A 12,955-nucleotide genomic window follows, 5' to 3' on the forward strand; every position below is an offset into this window, starting at 1 on the left:
TCGACAGCAGGGGCTCGACCAGCAGTTGGCCGGGCCGGCCGACGACGCGCCGCGCAGTGCGGCACAGCGGGCCGCCGAGGCGCGCTACATCGACGACTGGACCCGCCGCGTCGAGGACTACGGCAATCGGGTGCATCCTGCACCGAGCCACCTGCACGGCCAACTGCGCATTCGGGTGGTGATTGGTCGAGATGGTCAGCTTCGCCAGGCGGAGGTGGTACAATCCTCAGGACATACCGAACTCGATCAGGCGGCGCTGGATACCGTGCACGGTGCCGGGCCCTACCGGCCCTTCGACGGCAGCATGGGGGAGCTAGACAGTCTCTCCATCACCCGCGTCTGGCGGTTCGGGCAAGGCAATCATTTCGGTGGCGTGCGCTAGGCTTTGTTTGTCCACCGCCCGGGAGTCCCATGCAATCCGTGCAAAACCTAGGCTTGAGAGGTCATTTCCTGCTGGCGATGCCGCACCTGGAAGATCCCAACTTCGCCGGCAGCCTCAGCTATCTGTGCGACCACGATGAGAACGGCACCATGGGCGTGATCGTCAACCGCCCGCTGGAGATCACCCTGGACGCGCTGTTCGAGCAGCTCGAACTCGACGGCGAGGAGAGCCCGCATCGCAACGCGCCGGTCTACTACGGCGGCCCGACCCACAAGGACCGCGGCTTCATCCTGCATCGCGGCTCCAGTACCCCGTGGGATTCCAGCATTCAGGTGGAGGACGACATCGCCCTGACCACCTCCATGGACATCCTGCTGGCGCTGGCCGCCGGCCGCGGTCCCGAGGAGTTCCTGGTGTGCCTGGGCTGCGCCGGCTGGGAGGCGGGTCAGCTCGAGCAGGAGCTGAAGGACAACGCCTGGCTCACCGTCGAGGCGGAGGGCGACATCCTGTTCAAGGTACCGGCGGAGCAGCGCCTGAGTGCCGCCGCCGGCATTCTCGGCGTGGACCTCAATCTGATGTCGCGGGAAGCCGGGCATTCGTGATGACCGCTGCGGGAAAGCGTCTGATCCTGGCGTTCGACTTCGGCACCCGCCGTATCGGCGTGGCGGTGGGCAACGAGCTGCTGGCCAGCGCCCGCCAGCTCGAGCCGCTGCCGGCCCGCGACGGCATCCCCGACTGGAACGTCGTCACGCGACTGGTCGAGGAGTGGCAGCCGGACCTGTTCGTGGTCGGGCTGCCACTCAACATGGACGGCAGCGAATCGGAGATGAGCGCCAGGGCGCGCAAGTTCGGCAAGCGGCTCTACGGCCGCTACGGTAAACCCTGCGAGATGGTCGACGAGCGCGGTTCCACCCGTGAGGCCAAGGCCATCGCGCGGGAGTCCGGGCTGCTGCGCAATCCCGCCAAGAGCTACCGCGACGACGGCGTCGACGGCATTGCCGCCGTCTTGATCCTCGAGAGCTGGTTCGCCCGTCAGGAGGGGCTGCCGCCAGCGCGTTGAGTGTCGCCCGGCCCTGGTCTCCCTCAGCAAGACTGGCCGGTGCCCATCAGCTCATGGAACTCCGCCACGGCCGCCGCCGCAAATTCCGGGTCGTTGATATGCCAGGGGCAGCGGATCAGCCGTCGCTCGGACGTTTGCCGCACCGTCGCCTCCAGGGCCGCGAACAGCGCCGCGTCGGCCGCCGGGTCATGGAAGGGCTGGCCGGGGGCATCCAGCGCCGAGACCCCGCCTTCGGGTAGCAAGAAGCGCACCGGCCCCCGGCTGCGATTCAGCTTCTCCCCGATCCACTGCCCCATCCATGCATTCTCCTCGGCGGTGGTGCGCATCAGGGTGATCTGGGGGTTGTGCTCGTAGACGAGGCGCTGCCGATAGTGCGCCGGCAAGGTTTCCCGCCCGGCAAAGTTGACCATGTCGAGAGCGCCGCAGGAACCCACGTAGGGCAGCTCGGTATGCGCCAGAACGTCCAGCCGTGTGTCACCGGCGCTGAAGATGCCGCCCATCAGCAGATCGCAGATCTCGGTGGTGGTGATGTCCAGCAGGCCCTTGAGCATGCCGCTGGTCGCCAGTTTCTCCATCGAGACGCCGCCCGTGCCGGTGGCGTGGAACACCAGGCAGTCGTAGTCCGCGGCCAGCGCACCGGTGATCCCGTTGACGCAGGCGGTGGTCACGCCGAACATGCTCAAGCCGATGGCCGGCTTGTCGTCGGCGGCCTCGGGCACCTGCCCCGCGAGCATGCCGAGCAGCGCATGGGCCGCATTGCCCAGCACCCGGCGCGATATTCGGTTGAGTCCCGCCACGTCGGTCACGGAGTAGATCATGGCGATGTCGCTGGCGCCGACATAAGGCGCCACGTTGCCCGAGGCGATGGTCGAGACCATCACCTTGGGCACGCCGATGTCCAGGTCGCGCATGGCCGGGGTGATCAGCGCGGTGCCGCCGGAGCCGCCAATGCCGATGACGCCGGCCACGTCGTCGCGGCCTGCCAGCAGCTGGCGCAACGCCTCGGCCATGTTCGCCACCGCCTTGCCCCGATCGTCGACGAACACCGCCTGGCTGCCCTGGGGATGGCAGGCGGCCACCTGGTGGGAGGTGATGTCTGCCGCCTGCGCAGCGTTGCCGCTGGTTCCCACGTCGACGATCCGGGCGTCGACCCCGGCAGAGCGCAGCAGCTCGCGAAGGTAGCGCAACTCCTCGGCCTTGGTGTCGCAGGTGCCGATGACGAAGGCTGTCTTTGCCATGGTGCCTCCCGGCCGGCGTTCGTCGCGCCGGCCTCGTTGTTGGGAATGAGCGCCTTGATCGATACCGTCAGGCCTTGGCCAGGCTCTCGGCGGCACCTTCGAAGGCGAGCCGGAAGGTATCCGAGACCCGCTGCACGACGTCTTCTCGGTCGGCCTCGGCCACCTCGAACTCCGCCCACCATTCGCCGAAGCACTGCCCGCTGGTGGTGATCGGCTTGAGGCGCATTTCCGCCACGTAGTCCTGAACCGGCAGCGCCGGAGCCTCGAGGATGCGGTAGCAGCAGCGGTGTTCGCGGTCTGAGAGGGTGAGCAGCTCCTCGCGGATGAAGTTGCCGTCGTGGTCGTGGAAGTGGCGCACACAGCCGACCTGGTCGGCTGGCTTGCCCCCCTCGATCTCGCTCCTGGCGAAGAAGGGATGGTAGTTCGGCAGGCCGTTGAAATCGCGCAGCACGCTCCAGGCCTGGGCCAGGGAAATGGGCATCACTGCGCTGACGTAGACACGGGTCATGAGGCGGTCTCCTGATAGTCGCTGATGGCCTTGAAGCGGCGAATCTGCTCGGTGAGGGCGATCTCCGTGGGCAGCCGCTCCATGCTGCTGGCGCCGTAGAAGCCGTTGCAGTGCTCGCTTTCGCGCATCACGTAGGCGGCATCTTCCGGGGTGGCGATGGGGCCGCCGTGGCACAGGATGATCACGTCCCGCCGCACCCGCCTGGCGGCTTCGGCCCAGTCATCGATGAGGCGTACCGACTCGTCGAGGCTCTTGGCCGACTCGGCGCCGATGGTGCCGCCCACGGTGACGCCCATGTGCGCCACGATGATGTCGGCGCCCGCCTCCGCCATGGCCACGGCCTCGTCGGCCGAAAACACATAGGGCGTGGTGAGCATGTCCATCTCATGGGCCAGGCGAATCATGTCCACTTCGCTGCCGTAGGAGATCCCCGTCTCCTCCAGGCTGACGCGGAAGGTACCGTCGATCAGGCCCACGGTGGGAAAGTTCTGCACCCCGGAGAAGCCCAGCTCCTTCAGCTCCCGCAACAGCTTGGGCATGATCACGAAGGGATCGGTGCCGTTGACCCCGGCCAGCACCGGGGTGCGCTTGACCACCGGCAGCACCTCCAGCGCCATCTCCTGCACGATCTGGTTGGCATTGCCGTAGGCCAGCAGGCCGGCGGAGGAGGCGCGGCCCGCCATGCGGTAGCGGCCGGAGTTGTAGATCACGATCAAATCGATGCCGCCGGCCTCCTCGCACTTGGCCGAGATGCCGGTACCGGCGCCGCCGCCGATGATCGGCTGGCCGCGGGCGACCATCTCCTGGAAGCGGGCCATGAGGGTGTTGCGGTCGAAAACGGGCATGTCAGTACTCCTAGTCAGTGCTGCTGAACGTGTGAGCGGTGCTGAACCTTGGCGGAAGGTGTCGGGGTGCGGCGTGAGCGGAGCCATTGGCCGAGCTGGCCGACCACGCCTTGGCGGAAGGTCAGCACGCAGGTCATGAAGACCAGCCCGGTGATGACCGTGACCCAGGCGCCGAAAGGGTCCATGTAGTGGTTGAGTGCGGAGACCAGGGCAGCGCCTACCGCCGGGCCGAATACCGTGTTCATGCCGCCCAGCAAGGTCATCAGGATCACGTCGCCCGAGGTGTGCCAGTGCACGTCGTAGAGGGCGGCCAGCTGGAACACGATGGCCTTGAGCGAGCCGGCGATACCGGCCAGACCGGCAGAGATGGTGAACACCAGGATCTTGTAGCGCGCCACGGGGTAGCCCAGCGAGATCGCTCTCGGCTCATGCTCGCGGATGGCCCGCAGCACGTTGCCGAACGGCGAATTGACGGTACGCCATACCAGCCACAGCCCGGCAGCGACGATACCCAGCACCACGTAGTAGAGCGCCGTGTCGCTGCGCAGGTCGATCACTCCCAGGAAGGTGCCGCGGGGGATCCGCTGCAGGCCGTCCTCGGCGCCGGTGAACGGCGCCTGAAGGAAGAAGAAATAGACCAGCTGCGACAGCGCCAGGGTGATCATGGCCAGGTAGATTCCGCTGCGACGGATGGCCAGACTTCCGACTATCGCCCCCAGAACGGCCGCCACCAGGCCGCCGGCCAGAATGCCCAGATCGGTAGGGACGCCGTACGCCTTGACCAGCTGTCCGGTCACGTAGGCTCCCGTGCCGAAGAAGGCGGCGTGACCGAAGGAGAGGATGCCGGTATGCCCCAGCAGCAGATTGAAGGAGCAGGCGAAGAGCACGAAGCACAGCGTCTTCATGACGAAGACGATGTAGATCAGCTGGGGCACGAACGGAATGACCAGCAGTGTCAGCACCAGCAGGGCGAGGGCCGTGTAGGACAGAGTGCGCATGTCAGCCCTCCTCCCTGCCGAACAGACCGGCCGGGCGCAGCAGCAGCACCAGCACCATGACCAGGAAGACGATGGTGGAGGAGAACTCCGAGTAGAACACCCGGGTGAAGCCTTCCACCACGCCCAGGCCCAGCCCGGTGACGATGGCACCCATGATCGAGCCTAGCCCGCCGATCACCACCACGGCGAAGATGATGATGACCAGGCTGGAGCCCATGGAGGGATTGACGTGGAAGATGGGCGCGGCCAGCACCCCGGCGAAGGCCGCCAGGCCGACGCCGACGCCGTAGGTCAGGGTGATCAGGCGCGGCACGTTGATGCCGAAGGCCTGGGTTAGCTCCGAGCGCTCCGTGGCGGCGCGCAGGCTGGCGCCCAGCGAGGTGCGCTCGATGACGAACCAGGTGACCAGGCACAGCAGCAGCGCCGAGAGGATCACGAAGCCGCGATAGAGCGGCAGGATCATGAAGCCCAGGTTGATGGTGCCGCGCAGCAGTTCCGGGGTGGCGAAGGGCTGGCCGGAGGAGCCGAAGGCGACGCGGAAGCCACCCTCCAGCACCAGTACCAGGCTGAAGGTCAGCAGCAGGCCGTAGATCGGGTCGAGCCCGTAGAGCCGGCGCAGGAACAGGAACTCGAACAGCATGCCGAAGACGGCTACCAGCAGCGGGGCCACCAGCAGCGTGACCCAGTAGTTGAGCCCCATGTACTGGGCGAGCAGAAAGGCGGTGAAAGCCCCCAGCATGAAGAAGGCGCCATGGGCGAAATTGACGATCTTGAGTACCCCGAAGATGATCGCCAGCCCGAGGCTGAGCACCGCGTAGAAGGAGCCGTTGACGATGCCCAGCATGAGCTGTCCCAGCAGGGCCTGAATGGGAATGCCGAAAATGTCCATGATCACTTGCTCACAAGATCAACGAAGTAGGGGCGCATGCCGGGCCGTGGACCGGCATGCGCGGTAAGTCATCAGTTGCCGTTGAGCAGGTGACAGGTGCTCTCTTCGAGGGGCTGGAAGGCGTCTTCGCCGGGAATGGTGGCCAGCAGGCGCAGGAAGTCGTAGTCGTACTCCGACTCCTCGGGCGACTTCACCTCCCACAGATACTGGTCGTGGACCATGCGCCCATTGGGACGGATATAGCCGCCCGTGGCGAAGAAGTCGTTGATCTCCAGCTCCCGCATCTTCTCGGAGACGGCCGTCGCGTCGTCGGTGCCGGCGGCTTCGACGGCGTTCAGGTAGTGCATGGTGGAAGAGTAGTTGCCGGCGTGCGCCATGTTGGGCATGCGGCCGGTGCGCTCGTAGAAACGCTGCGAGAACTCGCGCGTCCCTTCGTTGGCGTCCCAGTAGAAGGCGTTGGTCAGCATCAGTCCCTGGGCGGTTTCCAGCCCCAGGCTGACGATGTCGTCGTACCACAGCAGCAGGGCGGCCGGGCGCTGGTCGGGCGTGACGCCGAACTCGGCCAGGGCATTGATGGCGTTGATGGCATCGGCGCCGGTGGAGGCGATGCCGATGATCTCTGCGCCCGAGGCCTGGGCCTGCAGCGCGTAGGAGGAGAAGTCGGTGGTGTTGAGCGGGTGGCGGGCCGCCCCGACGACTTGGCCACCGGCGTCGCGTACCACCTGGGACACCTGCTCCTCGAGCCCGATGCCGAAGGCGAAGTCCACCGTGAGGAAGAACCAGGTGTCGCCGCCATCCTCGACGATCGACTGACCGGTGCCCTGTGCCAGCGAGTAGGCGTCGTAGGTGTAGTGGGTCACGTAGGGCGAGCAGTAGTCGTTGGTCAGGCCGATGTTGGACGAAGAGTTGACGATGGCGTGGCGCTGCTGCTCGGCGGCCACGGCGGCCACCGCCAAGGCGACGCCGGAGTTGGACAGATCGTTGATCATGTCGACGCCGTCGTTGTTGTACCATTCCCGGGCACGGCTGGCGCCGGTGTCGGCGCGATTGCGATGGTCGCCATGGATGACCTCGATGGGCACGCCGTTGACCTCGCCGCCGAAGTCTTCGACGGCCATGCGTACGGCTTCCACCGCCGCCTCGCCGGACAGGTCGGTATAGATCCCCGACATGTCCGTCAGCACGCCGATTCGCACTACGCCGTCGGAGTAGGCCTCGCTGGCCATGGCGCTGGTGAAGCCGCCGAGGCTCAGCACCGCGGTGGAAAGGGCCAGGGTCTTGAAGGAGTGTTTGGCTGGCATTGTTATGTCTCCTGTTTCTCGACTCGCTATTGTTTTGGTTTTGCGTTGATTCGAACGGTAGGTACCGTTGGGCCTTTATCAGTTAGAGCCAACATGGGCGAACGCGCCATGGCTGCAGAACACGAACAGCTATCCGAAACCCACATCGTCGGCGACGATACCCAGCAGTGGATCGTGCGCGCCGAGGATTGCGCCGCGCTCGAGCAGCGGCATATCTCCCACGTTGGCGTGGGGGATGCCGCGGTGCCCTATCGCATCGTGCGTACCCGGCTGAGCGGCGCCTATATCCACGGCTCTCTCGGCGGCGAGGGGCGCATGCTGCTCGACGGGCGCTGGTGCACCATGCGCGGCAGCATGATGTCCTTCGCTCCGGCTCATGCGCTGCATGCCTTTCATGCCGTACCCGGGAAGCGCTGGCAGTATTGCTGGCTGCGCTACCTGCCCAGCGCCCCGCGCTCGGTGGTCGGCACCATCGCCCCGATCATGCAGCACTTCGACCCCGAGCCGATGAAGCACGCCGTGATGGGGCTCTACAGCGAGGTGTTCCACGGTCAGGCGGATCCGGCCAGCTGCGTGATGTGGATCGATACCATCGAGAACTACATCGCGCGCTTTGCCGACCCCTGGCGTCGGGATGCCCGCATCGTGGCGGTCTTCGATGCCGTGATCCCGACGCTGGAGCGGCACTGGACCATCGAGGAGATGGCCGAGATCGCCCATGTCAGCACCGAGCACCTGCGACGCATCAGCCGCAAGGTCTTCGGGCGCAGCCCGATGCAGCAGCTCACCCAGCTGCGCATGCAGCATGCCACCCACCTGCTGGCGACCAGCGACCTGCCGATCGAGGAGATCGCCGAGCGGGTGGGCTATCGCAGCGCCTTCGCCTTCTCCAAGACCTTCAAGCGCATGAACGGCATCTCGCCCTCGCACTTTCGCCATCGTTCCCGTAGCTGAGCCGGTGGCTAGACGCCAAGCCGGGACAGCAGCTCGTCGGCATCCTGCTCGATGCCCTTGCGGTCGTAGCGGGCGGCCACCTGACCGTGATCGATGAGGTAGAAATGGTCGGCCACGCTCATGGCAAAACGCAGGTTCTGTTCCACCAGCAGGATCGTGTACCCCTGCTCCTTGAGCTGATGGATGGTGCGACCGATCTGCTCCACGATGCTCGGCGCGAGCCCTTCGGTGGGCTCATCGAGCAGCAGCAGCCTGGCGCCGGTGCGCAGGGTGCGACCGATGGCCAGCATCTGCTGCTCGCCCCCGGAAAGCTTGCTGCCGGGGCTGTGCAGCCGCTCGCGCAGGTTGGGGAACAGGTTCAGCACCTGCTCGGTGCTCAGGCCGCTGTCGTCGACCAGGGGCGGTAGCTCGAGGTGCTCGCGCACATCGAGCGTGGCGTAGATGCCGCGATCCTCCGGGCAGTAAGCCACGCCGTGGCGAGCGATCTGAAAAGGGCGCATGGCGATGGTTTCGCTGCCCTGGAGGCGGATGTGGCCCTGGCGCCGTGGCACGATACCCATGATCGATTTCAGCGTGGTGGACTTGCCGGCGCCATTACGTCCCAGCAGGGTTACCACCTGGCCCGGCAGTACCTCCAGGTCGATGCCGTGCAGCACGTGGCTCTCGCCGTACCAGGCGTGAAGGTCGCGAATGGCCAGCATCGGCTCGACGCTGTGTGCGATGGCGGCTTCAGGCATGCTGCGCTCCTCCGATATAGGATTCGATCACCCGCTCGTCCCGCGATACGGTGGCGTAATCGCCCTCCACCAGCACCTCGCCCCGCGCCAGCACGGTAATGCGGTCGCAGAGCTCGGCCACCACTCCCAGGTTGTGTTCCACCATCAGCACCGTGCGCTGTGCGGCCACACGCCGGATCAGCTCGGCGGTACGGCCCACGTCCTCGGTGCCCATGCCGGCCAGCGGTTCGTCGAGCAGCATCAGCTCGGGGTCCAGGGCCAAGGTGGTGGCGAGCTCCAGGGCGCGCTTGCGACCGTAGGGCAGCTCGGCGGCCGGGGTATCGGCCCACTCGCTCAAGCCCACCTCCTCCAGCAGGCCCATGGCGCGCTCGCGATATTCGTCGAGCCGACGCTGGGAGGCCCAGAAGTCGTAGGACTCGCCGCGCCGGCGCTGCAATGCCAGCTTGACGTTTTCGAGCACCGTCAGCTGGCTGAAGACCGCCGAGATCTGGAACGAGCGCACCATGCCCAGGCGTGCCACCTGGTCCGGCTTGAGTCGGGTGATGTCTCTGCCCTTGAAGAAGATGCTGCCCGCGCTGGGCTCGAGGAATTTGGTGAGCAGGTTGAAACAGGTGGTCTTGCCGGCGCCGTTGGCGCCGATCAGGGCATGAATGGTACCGGGCTCGACCCGGATGGAGATGCCATTGACCGCCTTGAAGCCCCGGAAGCTCTTGGTCAGCTGCCGGGTCTCGATGATTGCCTCCGCCATCGTGCGCTCCGCGATTGTTGTTGTCGGTATCGAGGCGACGGGCGTCTCGTCGTCAACCCGTCCGCTTCAGTGTTGACCCGGGGAGCAGGCGGCGCCATGGTTGCAGAACACGTGTGGATATCCAAAAACCACAACAGCCCTGTGGTCGAAAGGCCGCAATAGGTGACGGACAAACGCAGAACGGACCCCGTCGGGGTCCGTTCGAAACGAGACGAATGCATGTGGGCACACGAGCCGTTCAGGTCGTCAGCGCGCGCTCCTCGGCATACTGGGCGGCGATGTCGTTGACCGAGATGCAGGTGTACTTGATGACGAAGAAGGCCAGGGTGGCAGGGCAGGCGAACCGCTCTTCGAAGCGCTCCACCTCGACGCCGTTGCCGCGAGTGACGCTAGCGCGGTAGGTGTCGCCCTCCTTGGTCAACTTGACCGTGGCCTGGCGGTCGGCCTCCTGCTTTTCCAGCACCAGCTCGCGTTGCCTGGCCAGCAGCTCACGCAGCATCTTGCCGCCCTCGCACTCCTCGGGCGTGGCCCAGACTTCCTGGTCCCGCTTGCCGTACTGGAACAGCATGATGGCCGGCAGCACGGAGAAGATGGCGCCGGTGAGCAGCCAGGTGAGCTCGGCCCCTGAGAGTGAGAGCGAGAACACGGCGAACAGCTGCAGCACGAAACCGACCGCCAGAATACCCGTCAGCGGGCGCCACATGCGTGGGTTCATCACCGGCTTGCCCAGGGTCTGGCCCCACAGGCCGGCGGCCACCAGGGCGCCGAGCAGCAGTATCGCCACCCCCCAGACAGGGCCGCCACCCACCAGCAGGGCGATGGCGCCGATCGCCACCAGGGCGCTATAGAAGACCGCCAGCAATATGTAAGCGCGTTCCAGAGTCATGCGTCACATCTCCTCTCTACGGTTGCCGTGGGCGACAACGCCGTTGTTATTCGTGCTCTTACATTACTCGTTACTGAACAGCATAGCGATGCCCAGCGTTGGTTGCAGCATCGTCAGAGTGCGCTGTCGTCCACACCCACCCGCTCGGGCACGAACCAGCGTACCGGACGCAGGTCCTTCTCGATCAGCTCGTCTACCTGCAGCAGGGTGGCGAAGATCGCCATGCGCACCGGGATGCCGTTGTCGGTCTGGCGGAAGATCGCCAGGCGCGGGTCGCCGTTGAGATCCACGTCGAGGTCGTTGGCCTCCGGCCGGCTGTCGCGGGGCAGCGGATGCATGACGATGGTGTCACGGCCGCAGCGCTTGTCCATGAAGGCGCGGTCGACGGTGAAGTCCCGCGACAGGCTGAAGCCCTCGCTCATCTCGGCGGTGAAGCGCTCCTTCTGGATGCGCGTGGTGTAGACCACGTCCACGTCCGTGTAGTCGTCGGCCAGGCTGGTGCGCTGCTCGATGCGGTGGCCGCGGGAGGCGACCAGATCGATGAGGTAGTCGGGCATCTCCAGCCCCGGCGGCGCCACCAGGGTGATGCGCATGGGGTCGTAGAGCGACAGCAGCTTGATCAGCGAGTGCACGGTACGCCCGTACTTGAGGTCGCCGGTGAGCAGCACGTGGGCGCCGGCGAGCTTCTTGCCCAGCCGGGTGAACTCCTTGTCGATGGTGTAGAAGTCGAGCAGCGCCTGGCTGGGGTGCTCGCCGGGGCCGTCGCCGCCGTTGATCACCGGCACGTGGGTGGCGGCGGCGAATTCGGCCACCGAGCCCTGATCCGGGTGGCGCATGACGATGGCGTCGCAGTAGCCGCTCATCACCCGGCTGGTGTCGTAGAGCGACTCGCCCTTGGCCATGGAGGAGAAGGTGAAGCCGGTGGTGTCGCACACGCTGCCGCCCAGGCGACAGAAGGCGGCGTGAAAGCTGACCCGGGTACGGGTGCTGGCCTCGAAGAAGAGGTTGCCGAGCACGGCGCCCTCCAGCACCCGGGTGACCTGGCGGCGCTGGGCGATGGGTTCCATGCGGGCGGCGACATGCATCAGGTGGTTGACGCTATCGCGGGTCAGGGAATCGACGGAGAGCAGGTGGCGACTCATCGAGGGCCTCGAAGGTGGCGGCGGAGGATGGTCCGTAGTGTAACGCTACCGGAGCCGGGCTTCACGGGCCGCGACGGCGTGCCGCTCAGCGGTCGAAGTGATCGGCCCGATGTTGTCCTCATCGCAGGGGCTACCACGCAAGAGGCTTGGGTCGGAAAGCCTATATTGCCGATTTGTGTTAACGCCGATGTTCATCGACACGCAAGTATGGGGGCCTGGCCTGCTCCAGTCATGAATTATCACGCCTGGCCTGGAGCAGTCGATGAAACCTGACGGTTTTCCAATAACAAATCGGTACTCAGCAATGGCCAACGACACCAGAATCGATTTCATCTACCTCTCCGAGCAGGACATGGTTCGAGCGGGCGTCACCGATATGCCGGCCTGCGTGGACACCATGGAGGAGATGTTCGGGCTGCTCCATCAAGGCGACTACCGCATGGCGGGTCCCAACAACGACTCCCACGGGGCCATGATCATGTTCCCCGAGAACTCCCCCTTTCCCAACATGCCCAAGCCCACCGCCGACCGCCGCATGATGGCGATGCCCGCCTACCTCGGCGGCAACTTCTGCACGGCTGGCGTGAAGTGGTACGGCTCCAACATCGAGAACCGGGATAAGGGGCTGCCGCGCTCCATCCTGATGTTTACGCTCAGCGATGCCGACACGGCCGCGCCCTTGGCGTACATGTCGGCCAACCTGCTCTCGGCCTACCGCACCGGCGCGGTGCCGGGCGTTGGTGCTCGTCATCTGGCGCGCAAGGACTCCAAGGTGGTGGGTATCTACGGGCCCGGCGTCATGGCGCGCACCTCGCTGGCGGCCTTCATCGCCGCCTGTCCGCAGATCGATACCGTCAAGGTCAAAGGGCGCGGCAAGAAGAGCCTCGAGACCTTCATCGCCTGGGTGCGCGAGAACTATCCGCAGATCGCCACCATCGAGGTGGTCGATGACATCGAATCGGTGGTGCGCGACTCCGACATCGTGACCTACTGCGCCTCGGGGGAAGTGGGTAATCCCGACGACTATCCGCTGGTCAAGCGCGAGTGGGTCAGCCCGGGCACCTTTCTGGCCATGCCGGCGCCGTGCAACTTCGGTGCCGACATGGCCGCCCCGGACGTGCGCAAGGTGCTCGATAACATTGGGTTGTACGAGGCCTGGTACGAAGAAGTGCCCAAGCCCGCCCACCACTGCATACCACTGGTTGGCATGAAGTTCATGGACATGATCCATGACGGCAGTTTGTCCGCCGACGCCATCGAGGACCTC

General features: G+C 65.7%; 15 protein-coding genes. 5 read left to right on the plus strand and 10 right to left on the minus strand.

All coding sequences use genetic code 11. The features are described 5' to 3' along the window. From B8115_RS01920 to ruvX, 3 genes are all read left to right on the plus strand, one after another. On the plus strand, window positions 1-382 hold a 382-nt coding region (locus tag B8115_RS01920), incomplete at its 5' end, for a TonB family protein (RefSeq protein WP_010626049.1). 29 nt (window positions 383-411) lie between these two features. Further along, window positions 412-984, plus strand: coding sequence for a YqgE/AlgH family protein (locus B8115_RS01925; protein ID WP_010626050.1), 573 nt, complete (start codon window positions 412-414; stop codon window positions 982-984). Then, the gene (gene ruvX, locus B8115_RS01930; RefSeq protein ID WP_010626051.1) at window positions 984-1,442 is read left to right on the plus strand and encodes a Holliday junction resolvase RuvX; all 459 of its coding nucleotides are present in this window, start codon (window positions 984-986) and stop codon (window positions 1,440-1,442) included. The genes B8115_RS01925 and ruvX overlap by 1 nt, the downstream gene beginning before the upstream one ends. A 23-nt stretch (window positions 1,443-1,465) precedes the next feature. Here the strand turns inward: ruvX and B8115_RS01935 are convergent, their stop codons facing one another. The 6 genes from B8115_RS01935 to B8115_RS01960 form a co-directional block, all read right to left on the minus strand. Then, window positions 1,466-2,680 (minus strand): Tm-1-like ATP-binding domain-containing protein, encoded by a 1,215-nt coding sequence (locus tag B8115_RS01935; protein WP_010626052.1) that lies wholly within the window; start codon window positions 2,678-2,680, stop codon window positions 1,466-1,468. 67 nt (window positions 2,681-2,747) lie between these two features. Continuing rightward, complete coding sequence (locus tag B8115_RS01940; protein ID WP_010626053.1) at window positions 2,748-3,188, minus strand: SRPBCC family protein; 441 nt, start codon at window positions 3,186-3,188, stop codon at window positions 2,748-2,750. Beyond that, the gene (locus tag B8115_RS01945; RefSeq protein ID WP_010626054.1) at window positions 3,185-4,033 is read right to left on the minus strand and encodes a phosphoenolpyruvate hydrolase family protein; all 849 of its coding nucleotides are present in this window, start codon (window positions 4,031-4,033) and stop codon (window positions 3,185-3,187) included. The genes B8115_RS01940 and B8115_RS01945 overlap by 4 nt, the downstream gene beginning before the upstream one ends. 14 nt (window positions 4,034-4,047) lie before the next feature. Further along, window positions 4,048-5,031, minus strand: a complete 984-nt coding sequence (locus tag B8115_RS01950) for a branched-chain amino acid ABC transporter permease (protein WP_010626055.1) — start codon at window positions 5,029-5,031, stop codon at window positions 4,048-4,050. 1 nt (window position 5,032) lies between these two features. Further along, complete coding sequence (locus B8115_RS01955) at window positions 5,033-5,920, minus strand: branched-chain amino acid ABC transporter permease (RefSeq protein ID WP_010626056.1); 888 nt, start codon at window positions 5,918-5,920, stop codon at window positions 5,033-5,035. A gap of 71 nt (window positions 5,921-5,991) precedes the next feature. After that, entirely contained in the window at window positions 5,992-7,221 is a 1,230-nt protein-coding gene (locus B8115_RS01960; protein WP_010626057.1) for an ABC transporter substrate-binding protein, read from the minus strand. A 108-nt stretch (window positions 7,222-7,329) separates the two neighbouring features. Here B8115_RS01960 and B8115_RS01965 point away from each other — a divergent pair, with 108 nt between their 5' ends. Next, window positions 7,330-8,175 (plus strand): AraC family transcriptional regulator, encoded by an 846-nt coding sequence (locus B8115_RS01965; RefSeq protein WP_035589846.1) that lies wholly within the window; start codon window positions 7,330-7,332, stop codon window positions 8,173-8,175. A gap of 8 nt (window positions 8,176-8,183) precedes the next feature. Here the strand turns inward: B8115_RS01965 and B8115_RS01970 are convergent, their stop codons facing one another. The 4 genes from B8115_RS01970 to B8115_RS01985 form a co-directional block, all read right to left on the minus strand. Beyond that, a complete protein-coding gene (locus B8115_RS01970; RefSeq protein ID WP_010626059.1) occupies window positions 8,184-8,912 on the minus strand; it encodes an ABC transporter ATP-binding protein in 729 nt (242 codons plus the stop codon). Beyond that, on the minus strand, window positions 8,905-9,660 hold the full coding sequence (locus B8115_RS01975; RefSeq protein ID WP_010626060.1) for an ABC transporter ATP-binding protein: 756 nt from the start codon (window positions 9,658-9,660) through the stop codon (window positions 8,905-8,907). Before B8115_RS01975 ends, B8115_RS01970 begins: the two co-directional genes overlap by 8 nt. Before the next feature lie 238 nt (window positions 9,661-9,898). Beyond that, window positions 9,899-10,546 (minus strand): hypothetical protein, encoded by a 648-nt coding sequence (locus B8115_RS01980; RefSeq protein ID WP_010626061.1) that lies wholly within the window; start codon window positions 10,544-10,546, stop codon window positions 9,899-9,901. Window positions 10,547-10,659: 113 nt separating this feature from the next. Further along, a complete protein-coding gene (locus B8115_RS01985; protein WP_010626062.1) occupies window positions 10,660-11,688 on the minus strand; it encodes an aspartate carbamoyltransferase in 1,029 nt (342 codons plus the stop codon). Between the two features lie 304 nt (window positions 11,689-11,992). On the opposite strand from B8115_RS01985, the gene B8115_RS01990 reads away from it, so the two are divergent. After that, a partial coding sequence (locus tag B8115_RS01990) for a tyramine oxidase subunit B (RefSeq protein ID WP_010626063.1) occupies window positions 11,993-12,955 on the plus strand: 963 nt, incomplete at its 3' end.

Source organism: Halomonas sp. KM-1 (assembly GCF_000246875.1).
Classification (GTDB): domain Bacteria; phylum Pseudomonadota; class Gammaproteobacteria; order Pseudomonadales; family Halomonadaceae; genus Halomonas; species Halomonas aerodenitrificans.